At 74.0% G+C, this 19811-nt stretch carries 19 protein-coding genes and 1 tRNA gene; 6 read left to right on the plus strand and 14 right to left on the minus strand.

Translation table 11 applies throughout. From position 1 onward, the window contains the following. Positions 1 to 18: 18 nt before the first annotated feature. Positions 19 to 94, plus strand: a tRNA-Ala gene (locus VF202_09540). 47 nt (positions 95 to 141) lie between these two features. Here VF202_09540 and ppsA read toward each other — a convergent pair. After that, positions 142 to 2502: a phosphoenolpyruvate synthase gene (gene ppsA / locus VF202_09545; GenBank protein HEX7040344.1), complete on the minus strand. Its 2361-nt coding sequence runs from the start codon at positions 2500 to 2502 to the stop codon at positions 142 to 144. A gap of 94 nt (positions 2503 to 2596) precedes the next feature. On the opposite strand from ppsA, the gene VF202_09550 reads away from it, so the two are divergent. Further along, entirely contained in the window at positions 2597 to 3427 is an 831-nt protein-coding gene (locus VF202_09550) for a pyruvate, water dikinase regulatory protein (protein HEX7040345.1), read from the plus strand. 98 nt (positions 3428 to 3525) lie between these two features. On the opposite strand, the gene VF202_09555 is transcribed toward VF202_09550, so the two are convergent. After that, positions 3526 to 5331, minus strand: coding sequence for a lasso peptide biosynthesis B2 protein (locus VF202_09555; GenBank protein ID HEX7040346.1), 1806 nt, complete (start codon positions 5329 to 5331; stop codon positions 3526 to 3528). 208 nt (positions 5332 to 5539) lie between these two features. Here VF202_09555 and VF202_09560 point away from each other — a divergent pair, with 208 nt between their 5' ends. After that, entirely contained in the window at positions 5540 to 7345 is a 1806-nt protein-coding gene (locus VF202_09560) for an ABC transporter ATP-binding protein (protein ID HEX7040347.1), read from the plus strand. Positions 7346 to 7541: 196 nt separating this feature from the next. Here VF202_09560 and VF202_09565 read toward each other — a convergent pair whose 3' ends face one another. The 7 genes from VF202_09565 to VF202_09595 form a co-directional block, all read right to left on the minus strand. Continuing rightward, positions 7542 to 7679, minus strand: coding sequence for a hypothetical protein (locus VF202_09565; GenBank protein ID HEX7040348.1), 138 nt, complete (start codon positions 7677 to 7679; stop codon positions 7542 to 7544). A 91-nt stretch (positions 7680 to 7770) separates the two neighbouring features. After that, positions 7771 to 8754: a hypothetical protein gene (locus VF202_09570; GenBank protein ID HEX7040349.1), complete on the minus strand. Its 984-nt coding sequence runs from the start codon at positions 8752 to 8754 to the stop codon at positions 7771 to 7773. Between the two features lie 98 nt (positions 8755 to 8852). Continuing rightward, entirely contained in the window at positions 8853 to 9746 is an 894-nt protein-coding gene (locus VF202_09575; protein ID HEX7040350.1) for a hypothetical protein, read from the minus strand. A gap of 90 nt (positions 9747 to 9836) precedes the next feature. Next, entirely contained in the window at positions 9837 to 9962 is a 126-nt protein-coding gene (locus VF202_09580) for a hypothetical protein (protein ID HEX7040351.1), read from the minus strand. A 61-nt stretch (positions 9963 to 10023) separates the two neighbouring features. After that, positions 10024 to 10314 (minus strand): PqqD family protein, encoded by a 291-nt coding sequence (locus tag VF202_09585; protein ID HEX7040352.1) that lies wholly within the window; start codon positions 10312 to 10314, stop codon positions 10024 to 10026. A 126-nt stretch (positions 10315 to 10440) separates the two neighbouring features. Then, positions 10441 to 11499 (minus strand): class I fructose-bisphosphate aldolase, encoded by a 1059-nt coding sequence (locus VF202_09590; GenBank protein ID HEX7040353.1) that lies wholly within the window; start codon positions 11497 to 11499, stop codon positions 10441 to 10443. 67 nt (positions 11500 to 11566) lie between these two features. After that, positions 11567 to 12391: a ZIP family metal transporter gene (locus VF202_09595; protein HEX7040354.1), complete on the minus strand. Its 825-nt coding sequence runs from the start codon at positions 12389 to 12391 to the stop codon at positions 11567 to 11569. A 20-nt stretch (positions 12392 to 12411) separates the two neighbouring features. On the opposite strand from VF202_09595, the gene VF202_09600 reads away from it, so the two are divergent. The 3 genes from VF202_09600 to VF202_09610 all read left to right on the plus strand — a co-directional run bounded on the left by VF202_09600 (position 12412) and on the right by VF202_09610 (position 15217). Next, the gene (locus VF202_09600; GenBank protein ID HEX7040355.1) at positions 12412 to 13221 is read left to right on the plus strand and encodes a class I SAM-dependent methyltransferase; all 810 of its coding nucleotides are present in this window, start codon (positions 12412 to 12414) and stop codon (positions 13219 to 13221) included. 9 nt (positions 13222 to 13230) lie between these two features. Beyond that, a complete protein-coding gene (gnd, locus tag VF202_09605) occupies positions 13231 to 14733 on the plus strand; it encodes a decarboxylating NADP(+)-dependent phosphogluconate dehydrogenase (protein ID HEX7040356.1) in 1503 nt (500 codons plus the stop codon). Positions 14734 to 14836: 103 nt separating this feature from the next. Further along, positions 14837 to 15217, plus strand: coding sequence for a nuclear transport factor 2 family protein (locus VF202_09610; protein ID HEX7040357.1), 381 nt, complete (start codon positions 14837 to 14839; stop codon positions 15215 to 15217). 24 nt (positions 15218 to 15241) lie between these two features. Here the strand turns inward: VF202_09610 and VF202_09615 are convergent, their stop codons facing one another. The 5 genes from VF202_09615 to cysT all read right to left on the minus strand — a co-directional run bounded on the left by VF202_09615 (position 15242) and on the right by cysT (position 19808). After that, the gene (locus VF202_09615; GenBank protein HEX7040358.1) at positions 15242 to 16015 is read right to left on the minus strand and encodes a lysyl oxidase family protein; all 774 of its coding nucleotides are present in this window, start codon (positions 16013 to 16015) and stop codon (positions 15242 to 15244) included. A 256-nt stretch (positions 16016 to 16271) separates the two neighbouring features. Beyond that, a complete protein-coding gene (locus VF202_09620) occupies positions 16272 to 16994 on the minus strand; it encodes a CPBP family intramembrane glutamic endopeptidase (GenBank protein ID HEX7040359.1) in 723 nt (240 codons plus the stop codon). A 28-nt stretch (positions 16995 to 17022) separates the two neighbouring features. After that, positions 17023 to 18114: a sulfate/molybdate ABC transporter ATP-binding protein gene (locus VF202_09625; GenBank protein HEX7040360.1), complete on the minus strand. Its 1092-nt coding sequence runs from the start codon at positions 18112 to 18114 to the stop codon at positions 17023 to 17025. After that, positions 18101 to 18979: a sulfate ABC transporter permease subunit CysW gene (gene cysW, locus VF202_09630; protein ID HEX7040361.1), complete on the minus strand. Its 879-nt coding sequence runs from the start codon at positions 18977 to 18979 to the stop codon at positions 18101 to 18103. The genes VF202_09625 and cysW overlap by 14 nt, the downstream gene beginning before the upstream one ends. Beyond that, complete coding sequence (cysT, locus tag VF202_09635; GenBank protein ID HEX7040362.1) at positions 18972 to 19808, minus strand: sulfate ABC transporter permease subunit CysT; 837 nt, start codon at positions 19806 to 19808, stop codon at positions 18972 to 18974. Before cysT ends, cysW begins: the two co-directional genes overlap by 8 nt. Positions 19809 to 19811: the final 3 nt, after the last annotated feature.

Raw genomic sequence — 19811 nt, forward strand, 5'->3', positions numbered from 1 at the left:
GTACACTGCGGAGCGCTTGGGGCTGTGGCGCAGTTGGGAGCGCGCGTGAATCGCACTCACGAGGTCAGGGGTTCGAATCCCCTCAGCTCCACCAGAGGAACAGCGTGAGGGACGGCGCTCCGCGAGGGGCGCCGTCCTCGCCTACGCCGCCTCGCGCCGGCCCGCCAGGAACAGCCAGGTCTCGAGGACCGTGTCGGGGTTGAGGCTTATCGAGTCGATGCCCTCGTCGACGAGCCACTGGGCGTAGTCGGGGTGGTCCGAGGGCCCCTGGCCGCAGATGCCGATGTACTTGCCGGCGCGCTTGCAGGCCTGGATCGCCAGCGAGGCGAGGGCCTTCACCGCCGGGTCGCGCTCGTCGAACAGCTCGGCCACCAGGCCGGAGTCGCGGTCGAGGGCCAGCGTGAACTGGGTGAGGTCGTTCGAGCCGATCGAGAAGCCGTCGACGTGCTCCAGGAACTCCTCGGCCAGCACGGCGTTCGAGGGCACCTCGCACATCATGATCACGCGCAGGCCGTTCTCGCCGCGCTTGAGCCCGTGCGAGGCCATGACGTCGAGGACCTGGAGCAGCTCGGGCACCGTGCGCACGAACGGGATCATCACCTCGACGTTCGCGAAGCCCATCTCCTCGCGCACGCGCTTCAGGGCGCGGCACTCGGCGGCGAACGGCTCGGCGAACAGCTCCGAGCGGTAGCGCGAGGCGCCGCGGAACCCGATCATCGGGTTCTCCTCCCGCGGCTCGTAAGCGTGCCCGCCCAGCAGGTGGGCGTACTCGTTCGACTTGAAGTCGGAGAGGCGCACGATCACCGGCTTGGGGTCGAAGGCCGCCGCGATCGTCGCGATGCCCTCCTTCAGCTTCTCCTCGAAGAACGACCTGGGGCTCTCGTAGCCGGCGGCGCGCACCGCGATCTCGTCCTTCACCTCGTCGGGCACGTTCGGCCAGGCCATCAGCGCGTTCGGGTGCACGGCCACGGCGTTGTTGATGATGAACTCGAGCCGCGCCAGGCCGACGCCGTGGTTGGGGATCGCGGCGAAGGCGAAGGCGCGCTCCGGCGAGGCGACGTTCATCATCACCTTCACGGGCAGCTCGGGCATGGCGTCGAGCTCGATGTCCTGGACGTCGTACTCGAGCTCGCCGGCGTAGACCTTGCCCTCGTCGCCCTCGGCGCAGCTCACGGTCACGACGGCGCCGTCCTGCAGTACCGCGGTGCCGTCGCCGGTCCCCACCACGGCCGGTATGCCCAGCTCGCGGGCGACGATCGCCGCGTGGCAGGTGCGTCCGCCGCGGTTCGTGACGATCGCCGCGGCGCGCTTCATCACCGGCTCCCAGTCGGGGTCGGTCATGTCGGTCACCAGCACGTCGCCGGGCTGCACGCGGTGCATCTCGGCGGCGCGCTCGATGACCCGCACGACGCCGGTGGCCACCTTCGCGCCCACGGCGCGCCCCACGACCAGCGGCTGCCCGCCGCCCCTCATGCGGTAGCGCGTCAGCGTCCGGCCGGAGCGGCTCTGCACGGTCTCGGGACGCGCCTGCACGACGTAGATCAGGCCGTCCTCGCCGTCCTTGACCCACTCGATGTCCATGGGCCGGCCGTAGTGGTCCTCGATCGCCAGCGCCTGGCGTCCGAGCTCGTGCAGGTCTTCGTCGGTGAGGGCGAAGCGCGCCCTGTCGGCGGCGGGCACCGGCACCCTCTCGACTCCCCCGCCCGGCGCGTAGACCATCTTCTCGGCCTTGCTGCCCAGCTTGCGCGACAGCACCGCCGGGCGGCCGGCGCGCAGCGCCTTCTTCGCCAGGTAGACCTCGTCCGGGTTCACCGCGCCCTGCACCAGCAGCTCGCCGAGGCCGTAGGCGGCGGTGACGAAGACCGCGCCGTCGAAGCCCGACTCGGTGTCGATCGTGAACGCGACGCCGCTGGCGCCGATGTCGCTGCGGGCCATGCGCTGCACGCCCGCCGACAGCGCGACGTCCTCGTGCGCGAAGCCGTGGTGGAGGCGGTAGCTGATGGCCCTGTCGGTGAACAGCGACGCGAACACCTTCCTGACGGCGTCCTCGACGGCGCCGATGCCGCAGACGTTCAGGTACGTCTCCTGCTGGCCGGCGAACGAGGCCTCGGGCAGGTCCTCGGCCGTGGCCGAGGAGCGCACGGCCACGGCCACCTCGCCGCCCGCCTCCGCGCACATGCGCCCGTACGCCTCGCGGAGCTCCTCACGCAGGCGCTCGGGCAGGGGCGTCTCGAGCACCAGCTCGCGCACGCGCCGGCCCCGCTCGGCCAGCTTGGCCACGTCGTCGCCGTCGACGTCGGCCAGCAGCTCGCGGATCTTGTCGCCCAGGCCACCCTGCGCCAGGAACGCGCGGTAGGCGTCGGCGGTCGTGGCGAAGCCCCCCGGCACCCGCACCCCCGCCGCCGACAGGTTGGCGAGCATCTCGCCGATGGATGCGTTCTTGCCGCCCACACGGGCCACGTCGCCCATGCCGACGGAAGAGAAGTCCACGATGTGTTCCACGCCTCGCCTCCGTGAGGTCTCGTTCGCAGCCAGGATCGCCGCACCTCACAGCGTAGCCGAGGACGTAAGCTCGTCATGAGCGAGGGGAGCACGCGTGGACGAGGAGCAGGGCACGTCGCGGCCGCGGAGGCACGTCTACTTCGTCTCCGACCACACGGGGGTCACGGCCGAGGTCGTGGGCCAGAGCCTGCTGGCGCGCTTCGACCACGTCGACTTCGAGACCGTCACGCGCCCTTTCGTCAGCACCGTCGCGCGCGCCCGTGAGGTCGTCGACGAGTTCTCGCGGCTCCACGAGCCGCCGATCGTGTTCTCGACGCTCACCGACCCCGAGGTGAGGGGCGTCGTCGCGTCCGCGTCCGGCGTCCACTTCGACCTCTTCGAGCCCTACATCGCGCGTCTCGAGGAGGCGCTGGGCCAGCCGGCGGAGCCCGTCGTGGGCGCCGCCCACAGCATCAGGGACCTGGCGCGCTACCAGGCCCGCATCGACGCCGTCGAGTTCTCCCTCAACACCGACGACGGCGCGAACGTGAGGCGCTACGCGAACGCCGAGGTGATCATGGTCGGCGTCTCCCGGGTCGGCAAGAGCCCCACCTGCCTCTACCTGGCCATGAACTACGGCGTGCGCGCCTCGAACTTCCCGCTCGTCGAGGAGGACCTGGAGTCGGACGCGCTGCCCCGGGCGCTGGCGCCGTACCGCGAGAAGCTGTTCGGCCTCACGATCGACCCCAGGAGGCTGCACGAGCTGCGCACGAAGCGCAGCCCCGGCACGAACTACGCCGCGCTCGAGCGCTGCGAGTTCGAGGTGCGCCGCGCCGAGCGGCTCTTCAGGCGCAACAGCGTGCCGTTCGTCGAGACGACGAACGTGAGCATCGAGGAGCTCGCCTCGCAGGTGCTGGTGCGCGCGAACCTCGAGCGGCACCGCTGAGGGTCCGGCGGGCCGGCGACTCCGCCCGCCGCGGAGGCGATGCGTCACCCCCGTGCCGCGCTCGTCATGCCGCCGCGGGCCCGCGCCGGGCGGGCGCCTCAGGCGTCGAAGGTGGCCGTGCGGGTGAAGTCGTCGAGTCCCACGTCGCCGGCGACGACGGCGCCGCCCACCTCGACCCAGGCGTGACCGTCGACGGTGCCGTCGGGCAGCCGGCGGAAGCCGAAGTGGACGCGCGAGGGCACGCCGCGCCTGGCGAGCATGGCCTGCGCGGCCAGCGACCGCGCCACGCACCTGGCGCCGGGCACGAACCGCGCCGCCGACTCCACGGCCCGGCCCACCTCGGCGGGGGGCGCCCCGCTCATCCGCGTAAGCCGGCGGCCGGCGGCCAGCTCCTGACGTGCCAGGGCGAAGGTCTTCTCTTCGAGGAGCCGGCGGGCGCGACGCACGTAGGACAGCGCCTCGAGCCGCAGCGCCAGCCCGCGGGGACCTAGTCGCCACAGGCGCGCCAGCAGGGGCGCCCGCGGCGCGGTGGTCGCCAGCGGCCAGCGGTGCCGGCGCGCGCCGCGCGGCAGCCCGAGGCCGGCCAGCCGCAGCACCTCGTCGCCGTGGGCGAACCACGCGTGGCGGCCGTCGTTCACGAGGCGCACGTCCAGGCCGCGCGCCCGCGCCACCTCCGCCACCGCGGCCAGCGTGAGGGCGGGGTGCTCCTCGCTGCGCAGGCCGTGGAGCTGCATGGCGCGCCTCACGCCGAGCGTCACCAGCCACCAGGCGCGCGCGTCCGGCGGCGAGCCGCCGGGCGCCAGCGGGCCTTCCGGCACGGCGACCGGCCGGCCGGCGCGCCACGAGCGCACCGCTCGCGACACGACCGGCAGGGCTCCGGCGAGGGCCCGCAGGTCGGAAGGCAGGCCCAGCGCCAGCTCGACGAGGCGCTCCAGCGCGTGCGGCGCGCGCTCCGGGAGCACTGACAGGTCGAGGAGGAACGCGCGGAGGGGAGAGGGCTCCGCCAGGTCGAGCACCCCGCGAGTGGGGTCGCAGCGACCGAGGAACGTGCGCAGCGTCGCGGCGGCGCCGAGCTCCCTGGCGCGACGCAGCAGCTCCGCGGGGCCGAAGCCGCCGGCGCGCATCAGCGCCTCGAGGTCGAGGTAGTCGTGGGGCCGCAGCGCGTGGGCGTCGTCCGACCAGCTCCGCGAGGTGACGAGCCCCACGAGCGCCGAGTCCACGAACGAGGGCACGCGCACCGGGACGCCGCCGACGACCGCCGGCCGCGACGCTGCCCATACCGCCTGCGTGATGCGCAGCCTCTTGCGCTCCCCGACTACGGCCACGCCGCCGTGCACGAGGTGCCGGTGGGCGTCAACGACGACGCGCAGCTTAGGGTGCCTGACCCGCAGCAGCTCGTGGCGCTCGAAGGCGACGCCGGGACGGTCGAGGTGGTCGGCCGCGCCGAGGCGCCACGCCACCTCCCAGCCGCACCCCTCCGCGGCCGCGGCCAGTCGCGCCGCCAGGTCCTCGTCCTCCACGCCGGGCGCGCGCAGCAGCACGTCGACGTCGTCGTACGGCCTGTCGGCAGGGTCCTCGTGGACCAGCTCGGCGAGGTAGAAGCCCTTGAACAGCAGGACCTCGGCGCCAGCCGCGCGCCACGCCGCCAGCAGGGGCACGACCTGCGCGCGCGTGGCGGCGTGCCTGGCGCGGGCGGCCTGCGCGCCGCGCACCAGGCGAGGGTCGTCGGCCAGGCCGGCGTGGGCGAGGCGGCGGCGCGCCACCGACGCCAGGCCCGCGCTCACTAGCACGCCGACGTCAGCGGCGGACGCCGTACCGGTGGTGACGAACCGGGCGATCCGTCCCGGCGCGGCGCGGTCGGCGCGGCGGTGCGGCGAGGCGGCGGTGAGAGAGGCCGAGGCCATCCACATCATTAGAGCCCTAGACGCGCGCGCCGGGGCGCGAAACGGACACGCCGGCGCGGGCGGCGGGCACCCTGGCGCCGGCCCGCGGAGACGGTGCCGCGCACCTCGTCCGCGGGCGGGCGGGTCCAGCGGCCGGGACGCGTGCGCGCCGCCGAACCTGTGCGCGTCTCGGCCGGGAAGCGCACCTGCCGTACCTATACTCCTGGGGATGCAGGAGGTGCGGGCCGTCTGGCGGTTCACGCTCTCGCTGGCCCGGACCCTGGGCTGGCGCTTCGGCCTCCTGCTGGTCGTGGGCCTGGCGGCCAGCGTCACGGCCGGCGTAGGCCTCCTCGTCATGGTCCCGCTCCTCGCCCTCGTGGGCGTGGAGGCCGGCGGCGGCAGCACGCAGGCCCTGGTCGCCCGGGTCGCCGCAGCGCTGCAGGGCGTCGGCCTGCCTCTCACGGCGCCGGTCCTCCTCGGGCTCAACGCCATGGTCCTCGTCGCCGCGGCCGCCGTCGGGCGCTACCAGTCGGTGCTCGAGAGCCGCGCGCTCGAGGGGTTCGTGCAGGCGCGGCGCGACAGGCTCTTCGAGGCCATCACGCGCGCCAACTGGCGGCACCTGGTGGGCGGCAGGGCGTCGAACAGCGTCCACCTGCTCACCAACGAGACCGACCGCTACGCCAGCGCCGGGGCGGCGGTGATCCGGCTCATCACCCAGGGCTTCCTGGCCGTCGCGCACCTCGCCGTGGCCGTCGCCATCGCGCCGGCGCTCACGGCGCTCGTGATGGCGGCCGGACTCGCGCTCGCCGGCCTCACCGCGCCGCTGACCTGGCGGGCCAAGGCCCGCGGGCGGGAGGTCTCGCGGGCCTACAAGGGCCTCTTCGGCGAGATCGCCGACCACCTCGGCGGGCTGAAGACCGTGAAGGCCTACGGGCTCGAGGACGCGACCACCGCCCGCTTCCGCGCGCGGGCGCGGGAGACCGCCGAGGCCCTCGTGGGCGTGACCCGCAACCACGCCGACGTGGGGTTCCTGCTGCAGGCGGGGTCGGCCGTGCTCCTCTCCGGCCTCGTGCTGGTCGCCCTGGGCATGCCGCAGGTGACGCCGGCGGGCCTGCTGATGCTCCTCTACCTCTTCGCCCGGCTGGTGCCCATGCTCTCGGGCCTGCAGCGCGGCTTCCAGTCGGTCCTGGCGCGCCTGCCGTCGGTCGAGCGCGTCGAGGAGGCCATGAGGGACTTCGAGGCCCAGAGGGAGCGCGGCGCCGCCGCCGGCGCGGCGATCCGCTGCCGGCACGCGGTCGAGCTGCGGGGCGTGAGCTTCGCCTACGAGACCGAGGGCGAGCGACGCGTGCTGCACGGCGTGGACATGGTCGTGCCGGCCGGCAGGACGACGGCCCTCGTGGGTCCCTCGGGCGGCGGCAAGAGCACGGCGGCAGACCTGCTCATCGGGCTGCTCGAGCCCGACTCCGGCGCGCTGCTCGTGGACGGCGAGGAGGTCGCGGGCGACAGGCGCCTCGCGTGGCGCCGGCAGGTCGCCTACGTGGCGCAGGACGTCTTCCTGTTCCACGACACGGTGCGCGCGAACCTGCTCGTCGGCGACCCGGAGGCCGGCGACGAGCGGCTGTGGGAGGCGCTGGACCGGGCCGCCGCCTCGTTCGTCCGCGACCTGCCGCAGGGCCTCGACACGGTCGTCGGCGACCGCGGGTCGACGCTCTCGGGCGGGGAGCGCCAACGCCTCGCCCTGGCCCGCGCGCTCCTGCGCGAGCCTCAGCTCCTGGTCCTCGACGAGGCCACCAGCAGCCTCGACGCCATCAACGAGGCGCGCGTGCAGGAGGCCATAGGGGCGCTGCGGGGGCGCGTGACGCTTCTCGTCATCGCCCACCGGCTGGCCACGGTGCGCGACGCCGACCTCATCTACGTCATGGACGGCGGCGAGGTCGTCGAGTCGGGCACGTGGCAGGAGCTGATGAGCCGCGGCTCGGGGACGCTGCGGGAGCTGGCGGTGGCCCAAGGTCTCGGGACCGAGCTCGCGCGGTAGCGAGGCCGTCGGCCACGACGCGCCCCTCCTCTTCGCGCCGGGCGACCGCGCCCGGTCCGTCGCACCGTGGCGCAGGCAGGCCCTCGTGTCGCAAGGGCTAGATCAACATGTCATCGCGCGGCCGGCGGGCGCCGGCCGCGCGACTCCTCGTCACCGCCGACCCGTCGAACGGGGCGGGCGGTCACGCGCGGTGGCCCTAGAAGGACCACCACCAGGATGGGAACGAGAACGAACCGTCGGGTCCGGAGCTCCTGCCGCTCTGCTTGCCGCCGCCGAGCACGACGTCGGTGACGCGACCCACGACGGTGACCCGCATCGGCTCCCAAGTCTTCACTGGCGTACCCCCTTCCCTGCGGATTCTAAGAACGTCAGCCCCGCGGCGTGACGGTACTTAGGCATGTCGTATCGCCCTCCCGACACCGAGCTCAGCCCTCCGCCGCGCCGATGGACGCGATGGCGTCGCAGGCGGCGCCGAGGTGCTCGAGGCCGTCGGGGAACGAGAGCTCGTAGACGCGCAGCGCCGGGGCGAGTACCAGGTAGGCCCGCAGCATGGAGCGCTTGCGCTCGACGTCGGTCATGGTGAAAGCGTACGCCTCGGAGAGCAGCGCGTCGAACGCCTCGCGCGCGCCGAGCCGCCGCAGGACGACCCGCGGACGTCCCCTGGCGAGGAAGACCACGGCGGCGAGGGGCAGCGGCCGCGCCGCCGCCTCGTCCCAGCCCGCCAGCGTCACGCGCACCCGCCGCTTGCTCGGGGCCCCGAAGTGCGCCGCGCTCTGGTCGCGCAAGCGCGCGGCGGTGGGGAGCGGCAGCACCCTCAGGGAGTCCGGGGCGATCACGACGGCGTCGTCGGCCACGTGGGCGTGGCCGCGCTCCGCCAGGGCGTAGGCCAGCGTCGACTTGCCCGACTCGGGCCGCCCGCACAGGGCCACGACGCCGAGGCCGCCGACGTGAACGGCGCTGCCGTGCAGCGCCTCGAGCCCGTAGGCCTGCAGCGCGAACGGGAGCACGCTGCGCAGGTAGAAGTCCTCCAGCGTCCGCGGCGACGCGCCGGGGGCCGGCGACACCGCGACCTCCGGCCGCAGGTCGCCTGGCGCCTCCGCCGGGAAGCGGAACGTGCCCACGCCGTCGATCTCCATCCAGTGGTAGCCGCCCTCGGTGGTGCCGCGGGCGACGCACCGTCCGCGGGCGTCGCGCCACTCGGCCACGCGCGGCGGCCCCCCGGCGAAGCTGGGGACCTCGCCGGTGAAGCGCGCGAGCGGGAGCGGCATCACGCCGCCCCTGCGGGGGCTGCCCCGACCGCCGCTCCGCGCGCGGCCCCGCACGCCGGCCGGCGCACCGGCCCGTCCGCCCGGCGGGTCCGCGAGGGCGGCGAGCGTGGGGTAGGGCGCGAGGTTCGCTTCTTCGGCCATGACGATGCCAGGTTCCTCACGTACGGCCGACGCGTGGACGGCGCGGGACGGTCGGGTGCAGATGATACCGGGGCTCGCGGACGGGCCCGGCGACGCCGTCACACGCGCCCCGCGGCGCCCTGGCCCGCCGGCGCGAGGTCGGCGACGAGGCGCTCGAGGGCCGCCACCGCCTCCTCCAGACGGTCGAACCCGTCCCGGTAGGTGAGGCGGTAGACGGGCACGCGGGCGGTGAGCTTCAGGTAGCTGGCGACGGCCTGCCTGTCGCGGGCGGCCTCGTGGGGCGCGTGGAAGTAGGCGCGGCCGAGCAGGGCCGTGAACGCCTGGCCGGGCGAGAGGCGCTCGAGCCCGGTCCGGGCGCCCACTTCCTCGGCGCCGGCGCGCCGCAGCAGCACGAAGGCCGCCAGCGGCACGGGCGCCCCCAGCCCGACGGGCCCGGCGGGCTCCGGCAGCCGCGCGCGGACCGGCAGCCCGAACCTGGCGGCGGTCTCGTCCCTCGCCCGCGGGACGAACGGCAGCGGACGCAGCGCGGGCCGCGCGGGGTGCTCGGCGGGCGCGGGGTCGAGCACCACGGCGTCGTCGGCGATCAGCTCATGACCCCGGCTCGCCAGGGACAGCGCGAGGGTGGTCTTGCCGGCGCCGGAGGGCGCGGTGAGCACCAGTGCGCCGGCCGGGGTGAGGAGGGCGCTGCCGTGCACGCTCTCGTAGCCGTAGGCCTCCAAGGCGAGGACGGACAGCGACCTGTAGTAGTGGTCGACGACCTCGTCCCACTCGGCGCCCGGCTCGGGTACGGCCTCGCACCGCAAGACGCCGTCCGGCGCGCTCAGCGGGAACCTGTAGCTCGCCAGGCCGACGAGGCGGAACCAGCAGCAGTCGCCTTGCTTGAGCGTGTAGGCGATCGGCTTGCCCCGGCGACCGTACCAGGTGACGGCGCCCGTCGCTTCGTCGAGGCTGGGAGGCTCTGCCTGTGAGCGCCTGAGGACGTCGATGATCATGGGGAGCGGCTGGTGGCCGCGCGGGCGGCGTGCCGCCCGCGCGAGCGCTAATGGTGCCGGCCCGCTCTCACGGGCCGGCGTGTGGCGGGGTCAGCGCCGGTTCTGGCGGGACCACGAGGATCCCCCGTCGCCGTCGGAGCGGCTCAGGTTGCCACCCCGCACGACCTCGGTGACCTGGCCGACCACGCTGACCCGCATGGGGGTCCAAGTCTTCAAGGCCTCACCTCCCCTCCCTCCGATTCTAGGAACGCGCTCCCCGCGGGGAGCGCGTCACTAGCTAGTCGTCCAGCTCGGCTAGCACGCTCTCCGCGACCAGGGTGGCGAGGGCGTTCTCCACGTTCTCCCATACGACCGCGTACGGGACGTCGTAGACCTCCGCCATCGCCGCCGCCGCTTCCCTGTCGGTGCTGCCGCCGAGGAGCAGGTCGACCAGGTGAGCCGCGGTCTCGTTGAGCTCGATGATCTTGTCTGTGCCCAGGTGCACGGCGAGCATCGTGTCGCCCATGCGCTCCAAGACAACGTCGTTGGCCGCCTGGAAACGGCGAGCCGTGGAGGTTTGCAGGTCCATCGAGCGGTCGCTCCTTGGTCTCGTCGTGGCGCCGGGGGGAAGGCGCTGCGTACTGAGCCGAGGATACGCCGCGCGGCCAGGCGTGCCCGCGCCCCCGTCACATCCTCCCCTCACACGGCGTTAACCTCAGGCCACGGTGATCGACTCGTCGAGGTAGACGTCCTGGATGAGGTTCAGGAGCCGCACGCCCTCCGCCATGGGGCGCTGGAACGCCTTGCGGCCCGAGATGAGGCCCATGCCGCCGCCGCGCTTGTTCAGCACGGCCGTCAGTACGGCCTCGGCGTAGTCGTTGGCTCCGCCCGAGGCCCCGCCCGAGTTGATGAGCCCGACCCGGCCCATGTAGGCGTTGGCGACCTGCCAGCGGACCATCTCGATGGGATGGTCGTCAGGCATCAGCTCGTCGTACATCCGCTTGTGTGTGCGCCCGAAGCCGACGGCCTGGAAGCCGCGGTTCGTGTCGGGCAGCTTCTGCTTGACGATGTCCGCCTGGATCGTGACGCCCAGGTGGTTCGCCTGGCCCGTGAGGTCGGCGGCGGCGTGGTAGTCCTTGCCGTCGACCTTGAACGCGTCGTTGCGCGTGTAGCACCACAGGATCGTGGCCAGTCCCAGCTCGTGCGCGTACGCGAACGCCTCGGCGATCTCGACGATCTGGCGGTTCGAGTCGGGGTGCCCGAAGTAGACGGTGGCGCCCACCGCCACGGCTCCCATGTCGTACGCCTCGTCGATCGTCCCGAACAGCACCTGCTCGTACTGCGAGGGGTACGTCATGAGCTGGTTGTGGTTGACCTTGACGATGAACGGGATCTTGTGGGCGTACTTCCGCGCGACCATGCCGAGCACGCCGAAGGTGGAGGCCACGGCGTTGCAGCCGCCCTCGATGGCCAGGCGCACGATGTTCTCGGGGTCGAAGTAGTCGGGGTTCGGCGCGAAAGACGCGCCGCCGGAGTGCTCGACGCCCTGGTCGACGGGCAGGATCGAGAGGTAGCCGGTGCCGGCCAGGCGTCCGTGGCCGAACAGGGTCTGCAGGCTGCGCAGCACGCGCGGGCTGCGGTCCGACGCCGCGAAGACCCTGTCGACGAAGTCGGGCCCGGGCAGGTGCAGCCGCGAACGCTCGATGCCCCGCGCCTCGTAGGAGAGTAGGGCCTCGCCCTGTTCGCCAAGCAGCTCGCGGATCTCGGTGTTCATGCAGACCTCCAGGTCAGAGGCGAGCGCATGAGGAGCTCGCTACGGCCCCAAGTCCCCGGCGCGGGAGTCATCCGAGGGCGACGTCGAGCACCAGCATCACGACTACGCCGACCATGGTACCCATGGTCGCCAGGCGCTCGTGTCCCCGCGTGTGGGTCTCGGGCACTATCTCGTCGAGGATCACGTACAGCATCGCGCCGGCCGCGAAGCCCATCGCGTAGGGCAGCAGCGGGGCCACCATCGTCACGAGCCAGGCGCCGAAGACCGCCGCCGGGAGCTCGAACAGGCCGGCGCGTATGCCCGTGACGGTGGCGAACCGCCTCCCGCCCATGCCGGCGTTGCGCGCCGCCACGGCCACGGCCAGGCCCTCGGGGACGTTCTGGATGCCTATCGCGAGCATCAGGGCCAGGGCGTCGCTGACGCGGCTCGACCCGAAGCCCACGCCCACGGCCAGGCCCTCCGGCACGTTGTGGAGGGTGATGGCGACGATGAACAGGAGCACCGCCGAGAGGCGGCTGCGCGCGCCCTCGGGCGTGCCGGCCTCCTGGGCGGCGTCGTAGCGCTGACGGCCCGTGATGAGCACGTGCACGTGCGGCACCCAGGCGTCGGCGCGGTCGAGGACGGCCACCCCGAGGACGATGCCCACCAGGACCGGCACGAGTCCTCCCAGCTCGATGCCGGGGAGGATCAGGCTGGTGAACGCCGCCGTGAGCATCACGCCCGCCGCGAAGCCCATGGCGGCGTCGAGGCCGCGCTGGCTGGGGGCGCGCCAGGCGCCTATGAGCACCGCCCCCACGAGGTTCATCAGGGCGATGAACAGGCCGCCCACCAGCCCCTGCATCACCGGGTCGCCGCCTGCCACGCGGAGGAACAGCTCGACGAACCCGTTCATGGCCCTAGGATACGGTCGTCGTGACCTACCCCATGGGCCAGGACCCCTGGCGCTCAGGAGAGAACTACGACCGGTACATGGGCCGCTGGAGCCGCGAGGTGGCGCCCCGGTTCCTGGCCTGGCTGGCGCCGCCGCGGGGCCTCGACTGGCTCGACGTCGGCTGCGGCACCGGAGCGCTGTCGGGGACGGTCGTGAGGCTGGCCGCGCCGCGCAGCCTGCTCGGCGTCGACGTCTCGGCCTCCTTCGTGGAGCGGGCGCGGGAGAACGTGCCCGACCCCCGCGCGCGGTTCTCCGTCGGCGACGCGCAGGACCTCAGGGTCGAGACGGGGAGCCGCGACCTCGCGGTGTCCGGCCTGATGCTGAACTTCGTGCCCGACAGGCCGCGGGCGCTGCGCGAGATGGCGCGCGCGACGAGGGGCGGCGGCACCGTGGCCTTCTACGTGTGGGACTACCCGGGGCGAGGAGTGGAGTTCATGCGCCTGTTCTGGGAGGTGGCCGGCGCCCTCGACCCGGCCGCCGTGCCGCTGGGGGAGGCCGCGCGCTTCCCCTTCTGCACGCCGGAGGGCCTCACGGCCCTGGCCCTCGAGGCCGGCTGGGCCGACGTGGAGGCGGTGCCCCTCGAGGTGGAGACCGTGTTCGCCGGCTTCGACGACTACTGGGAGCCGTTCGAGCTCGGCACGGGGCCGGCCCCCACCTACTGCGCCGCCCTCGACCACGAGGCGCGCCAGCGGCTGCGCAGGGCGCTGCGCGAGCGCCTGCCGTTCGAGCGCGACGGCACGCTGCGCCTGAGCGCGCGGGCCTGGGGGGTGCGGGGGCGTGCCGCGTTCTAGGCTGCCTGCATGGACGCACCCGGACGAGAGCACGACGGCGAGGCGCGGGAGCGCGCTGGGGGCGTGACCGCCGAGCACGCGGCAGACGGCGTCTCCGACGTCGCCATGGTGGGCCTGGGCGTGATGGGCCGGAACCTCGTCCTGAACCTCAGCGACCACGGCCTCGCCGTCTCCGTCCACGACCGCGACCGGCGCGCCGTGCGCGACTTCCTAGGCGGGGAAGCGTCCGGGCGCGCCGTGCGCGGCTTCGACGACCTCGCCTCGCTGGCGCTGTCGCTCGGCCGGCCGCGCCGCGTGATGCTGATGGTGCCCGCGGGCGCGCCCGTAGACGCCGTGCTGGACGACCTCGTGCCGCACCTGGAGCCGGGCGACGTGGTCATCGACGGCGGCAACTCCCACTACGCCGACACGGCGCGCCGCGCCCGCGAGCTGAGGGAGCGCGGCCTGCTCTTCGTCGGCGCCGGCGTGTCCGGTGGCGCGGAGGGCGCGCGCGTCGGCCCGGCGATCATGCCGGGCGGCGACCCGGCGGCCTGGCCCCTCGTCGCGGGGATGCTGCAGGACATAGCGGCGCGCGTCGACGGGCAGCCCTGCTGCGACTGGGTGGGCGAGGGCGGCGCCGGGCACTACGTGAAGATGGTGCACAACGGCATCGAGTACGCCGACATGCAGCTCATCGCCGAGGCGTACCACTACATGCGCGTCGTCGTGGGGCTGACGGTCCGCGAGTCCGCGGGCGTCTTCGCCGAGTGGGCGGGCTCACGCCTCGACTCCTACCTCGTGGAGATCACGGCCGACGTCCTCGCCCGCGTCGACGACGACGGGCTGCCGCTGGTCGACAAGGTCCGCGACGTGGCCGGCCAGAAGGGCACGGGCCGCTGGGCCGCGGCCGACGCCCTCGAGCGCGGCGTGCCCCTCGACCTGACCGCCGCGGCCGTGTTCGCCCGAGCCCTCTCGGCGCTGAAGGACGAGCGCGTGGCCGCCGCGCAGACGCTGCGCGGGCCGGGCCGGTCGGGCGTCTCGTTCGACCGCCTGGGCCAGCTCAGGGACCTGGAGGACGCGCTGTACGCCGCGAAGGTCGTCGCCTACGCGCAGGGGTTCGCGCTGCTCAGGCGCGCGTCGGACGACCTCGGCTGGGGGGTGCCGCTCAGCACTGTCCCCCTGCTGTGGCGCGGCGGCTGCGTGATCCGCTCGCGGATCCTCGGCGACGTCGCCGCGGCCTACGCCGAGGACCCCGAGCTGCCCGACCTGATGACGGCCCCGCGGTTCGCGCGCGAGCTCGCGGGCTGCCAGGCGGGCTGGCGCCGCACGCTGACGCGGGCGATCGCCGCCGGCGTGCCGATGCCGGCGACGTCCGCCGCGCTGGCCCACTACGACGGCTACAGGTCGGAGCGGCTGCCGGCGAACCTCATCGAGGCGCAGCGAGACTACTTCGGGGCGCACGGCTACGAGCGCGTCGACGCGCCGCGCGGCGAGCGCTTCCGCACCGACTGGACGGGGCGCGGCGGTACGTGACGGCCGCGCCGCACGAGGCCTAGGCGACAGGAGAGGGCGGCGGCGCGGTCGGGCCGGCGCAGCGCTCCGAAGCGAACATGTCGCCGGCGGCGAGGAGGGTGGGATGAGCGACTACGAAGCGATCCGCGAGACGGTCTTCCACTACTGCGAGGGCTACAGGGAGAAGGACCGCGCGCGGCTGGAGAGGGCGTTCGCCCCGAACGTGGCGGTCATGTTCGGCTGCACCCGGAACGAGCACGGCCGTCCCGAGATCTGGTCGGCGCCGATCGCGGACTCGATCGACAGGTGGGTCGCCCCCGAGTACACCCCCTTCGAGTTCGCCGAGGGGAGGATGCTCGCCGTCGACATCTTCAGCGACGTCGGCGCGACGGTGCTGTTCGACTTCGGGGGCAAGTTCCTCGAGTCCTACCAGCTGGCGAAGGCCGGCGGGCAGTGGCGCATCGTCAGCAAGTTCATCGTCGACCCCGACCGCGCCAGCGCTTGAGCCGCTCGCGCGGCGGCGGCCGCCTCAGTCGGCCCCCACCGCGCCGTCGCTCAGGCGCACGTACGCGACCGCGCGGTTGTTGTCGAGGCTGACCTCCGCGATCGCGCCGGCGGGGTTCGCGACGTTCACGAGCGCGTAGCGGCCGTCGGGCAGCCCGTCGACGATCAGGTCCTGCTCGTAGAGCTGCGCCACGTAGACGTCGCCGTAGCCGGGCGAGATGCCCTGCACGTCGCCGCGGCAGTCGACCGGGTACACGCCCCGCGAAGCGTCGATCAGCTCCTCCTCGACCGGGACGTTGTCCATGAGGCAGAAGCCGACCTTGTCGTTCCGGGCCACGATCTCGCCGAGGCCGCCGTCGGGCGTCACGGTCCACAGCTCGTAGCGCGCGAACGTCGTCAGGTGCAGGTGGCCGTGGCGGTGGTCGAACTGGAACGTGCCCACCTGCTCGCCCGGCACGACGTCGCCCGTGGCCGTGTGGAAGGTCTGGTAGACCACGAGCTCGCCCGTCTCCGGCTGCTCGCGGCCTCTCACCTCCAAGGGCCCGGGCCCGGCGTTCCAGATCGTCGTCGTGAACTTCAGGCGGCGGTGCCCCCCGCTCGAGGACTGGTCGACGAGGTAGAAGCCGGACGGCTCCAGCACCCGCAGGTCGGGCAGCAGCGGCGGGGCCGCGAGGGCCTGCTCGGCGCCGGGCTGGGCCGGGGCGTTCGGCGCCGGTCTGTCCCCGACCGTGGACCCTGCGGCGGACGCCGGCTCGCCTCGGGGCGCGGCCGGGACGTCCGACGACGGACCTCCCCGCAACGGACCCGGCAACCGTACGGGCGCCGGCGCTGCGACCGGGCCGTCCTGCGGCGCGAGCGTGGCACCGACGACCAGCGCCAGGCCGAGGACGGCCGCCGCGACCAGGAGCGGCCACGAGTCGAGCCCCGCCCTCGACGGGCGGCCGGGGCGCCTCCTCGTGCGGTACCGTCCTCGCACCGTCGACCACGCTTCCTCGCTCCCCGACCCTGCGCCGATGATGTGGCACCCGCGCCGCGGGGCGGGGCAGCCAGGTCACCTAGGCCAGCACGAACAACAGCGGCACGGCCGACGTCATCAGGTTCGTGAGGAAGTGCGCGACGATAAGCGGCATCAGCCGCCGCCGGCGCCGGTAGATGACGCCGGCCGTCGCGCCCCAGGCCGTGAAGGCCACTACGTACACGAGCATCGCCGCGGCGGAGGGCGCCAGGAACAGGTGCTGGACCCCGAACAGCGCCGCCGGCAGCAGCACCGCCAGCCAGGCCGGGACCCCCTGCTCCTCGAGCTCGCCCTGCGCGTGGCCGCGGTAGTAGAGCTCCTCGACGGGGGCGTTCGTGACGGGGAACAGCGCGATCACCAGCACGGCGAGGGCCAGCGAGACGGCCTCGCCGAGCGCCACCTCGGCGCCGGGGGGCGGCACGAAGACGGTCTCCCAGGCGCCGGCGAACCCGGCCGGCCCCGCGAGCAGCAGCACGACCAGGCTCATGGCCGCCGCGAACGGCACGAACATGACGAAGAGCCAGAGCATGCCGTAGGCGACGTCGCTCCCGCGGAGCCAGGGGCGTTCGCCGAGGAGCCCGCGCGCTCTCCCGCCGCGCGCCAGCAGCGCCAGGCAGGCGACGTTGACGGGGACGAAGTAGAGGGCCGAGAACTGGGGCGCCGCGGCGAAGGAGAAGGGCGCGCCGGTCGCCACCGCGACCGCCGCCGCCGTCGCGGCGGCCGCCAGCGCCAGCAGCGCGATGCGCACGAGCACGAGTCCCACGCCTGACCCTAACCGCTCGGCGCCGACCTCAGCCGTCGAAGAGGTGCCAGGCGCGGGGCAGCACGGCCACGCGCCCGCGCGTCGCCGCGTCGTGGGGGACGTCGACGTCGAGGCGCGCGCGTCCGCGTCCCGCCTCGAGCTCGAGCCGCTGGTTGGCACCCACGCGCCGGGAGGCCACGACCACGCCCTCGATCGCCCCCTCGGCCCCGGGGGCGAGCTCGACGTCGTGCGGGCGGAACGCCAGCAGGGCCGGCCCGTCGCCCCTGTCGACGCGCGGCAGGGCCAGGGCGCGCCCTTCCCATTCGAGCGCGCCGCCCCTCACCTCGACGGGGAGCAGGTTCGACTCGCCGATGAACTCGAAGACGAACCGCGAGGCGGGGCGCTCCAGCACCTCGTCGGGGTCGCCCACCTGCTCGACGCGCCCCTCCCTCATCACGGCCACCCTGTCGGCCAGCTCCAGCGCCTCCTCCTGGTCGTGCGTGACGAACAGGGTCGTGTGGCCCGTCCTGTCGTGGAGCTCGCGCAGGCCGCGCCGCAGCTCGCGCCTCACCTTCGCGTCGAGGGCGCCGAAGGGCTCGTCGAGGAGCAGCACGCGCGGCTTGATGGCCAGGGCGCGCGCCAGGCCCACGCGCTGCCGCTGGCCGCCGGAGAGCTGGGCCGGGTAGCGCCGCTCCAGGCCCCCCAGCTGCACGAGATCGATGAGCGCGCGCACGCGGGCGTCGACCTCGGCGCGCGAGAGGCTCGTGCCGCCGCGGCGCCTCCGCACGCGCAGCCCGAAGGCGATGTTGTCGTAGACGGTCATGTGCCGGAACAGCGCGTAGTGCTGGAAGACCATGCCGACGTTGCGCTGCTGCACGGTGAGCCGGGAGGCGTCCTCGTCGCCGAACCAGACGCGCCCGGTGTCGGGCGTGAGGAGGCCGGCGACGACCCTCAGCAGCGTGGTCTTGCCCGAGCCGGAGGGCCCGAGCAGCGCCATGAGCTCGCCGGGCTCGGCCTCGAGAGACACGCCGCGCAGCGCCGCCGCGGCGTCGAAGGCGAGGCTGACGTCCTCGAGTTTGACGGCGACGGACTCGCCCCAGTCCATGCCGCCGCGCCCGGCGCCCTCGTCAGCGGACCACATGACCCGCCTTCGCGAGGTAGTCGCGCCTCTCGAGGACGGCCTTGATGACGAGCGTGACGAGCGACAGCAGCGCGAGCAGCGACGCCAGCGCGAACGCGGCGACCCAGTTGTACTCGTTGTAGAGGATCTCGACCTGCAGCGGGATCGTGTTCGTCTGGCCGCGGATGTGGCCGGAGACGACGGAGGCGGCGCCGAACTCGCCCATCGCGCGCGCGTTGCACAGCAGCACGCCGTAGAGGAGCCCCCAACGCACGTTCGGCAGCGTGACGAGGGCGAAGACCTGCCAGCCGCGGGCGCCCAGCGTGAGGGCCGCCTCCTCGTCCTCGCTGCCCAGCTCCTGCATCACCGGCACGAGCTCCCTGGCCACGAACGGCACGGTCACGAAGAGCGTGGCCAGCACGATGCCGGGCACGGCGAACACGACCTGGATGCCGCGCGACTGCAGGAAGGGCCCAAGGTAGCCCTGCGCGCCGAACAGCAGGAGGTAGACGACACCGGCGATGACGGGCGAGACGGAGAACGGCAGGTCGATGAGCGTGACGAGGAGCGACTTGCCGCGGAACTCGAACTTCGCCACGGCCCAGGCCGCCGCGACGCCGAAGACGGCGTTGAGCGGCACGGCGATGGCGGCGACGAGCAGCGTGAGCCTGATCGCGGCGCGGGCCTCCGGCTCTACGAGCGACGCCAGGTAAGCGCCGACGCCGCCGCTCAGCGCCTGCACGAAGACGACGGTCAGCGGCAGCAGCAGGAGCACGCCGAGGACCGCCACGGCCGCGGCGGTGAGGCCCCACTTCAGCGCCCGCGGCTCGCCTATGGGCCCCGCCCGGCGCACGCGGGCCGCCTGCCTCGCCGCCCGGTCAGCCACGCCCGAAGCGCCTCCTCGTCCAGGCCTGCACGAGGTTCACGCCCAGCAGCAGGGCGAACGAGATGCCGAGCATGACGAGCGCGAGGGCCATCGCGCCAGGGTAGTCGAACTCCTCGAGCCTGATGATGATGAGGAGCGGCGCGATCTCGGTCTGGAACGGCAGGTTGCCGGCGATGAAGATCACCGAGCCGTACTCGCCCACGGCCCTGGCCAGCGCCAGCGCGAACCCCGTGACGCCGGCAGGCAGCAGCGTCGGCACCACGACCCTGAGGAGCGTCTGGAGGCGGCTGGCCCCCAGCGTGGCGGCGGCCTCCTCGACCTCGACGTCGAGCTCCTCGATGACCGGCTGGAGGGACCTCACGACGAACGGCAGGCCGATGAACACCAGCGCCACGACGATGCCGGCCTGCGTGTAGGCGACCTGCAGCCCCAGCGCGGCGAGGGGGCCGCCCAGCCAGCCGGTGGCGTCGAACACCGAGGCCAGGGCGATGCCGGCGACGGCCGTGGGCAGCGCGAAGGGCAGGTCGACCACGGCGTCGAGGACCCGACGCCCGGGGAAGCGGTAGCGCGCCAGCACCCAGGCGACGACGCCGCCCGCGACCAGCGCGATGAGCGCGGCCATGAGCGCGGACGTGAAGCTGAGGCGCACGGCCGCCCGCGAGCGCTCGTCGGCGAAGACGCCGGTGAGCTCGCCGAGGGGCAGCGTGGCGCCGCGCAGCGCCAGCGCCGCCAGCGGCGCGAGGACGATGAGGCTGAGGTAGGTGAGGGTGTAGCCGAGCGCCAGGCCGAAGCCCGGCAGCACGCTCCGCGAGCGGAAGCTCGTCGCCACGCG

The sequence above is a fragment of the Trueperaceae bacterium genome (assembly GCA_036381035.1).
GTDB lineage: Bacteria > Deinococcota > Deinococci > Deinococcales > Trueperaceae > DASRWD01.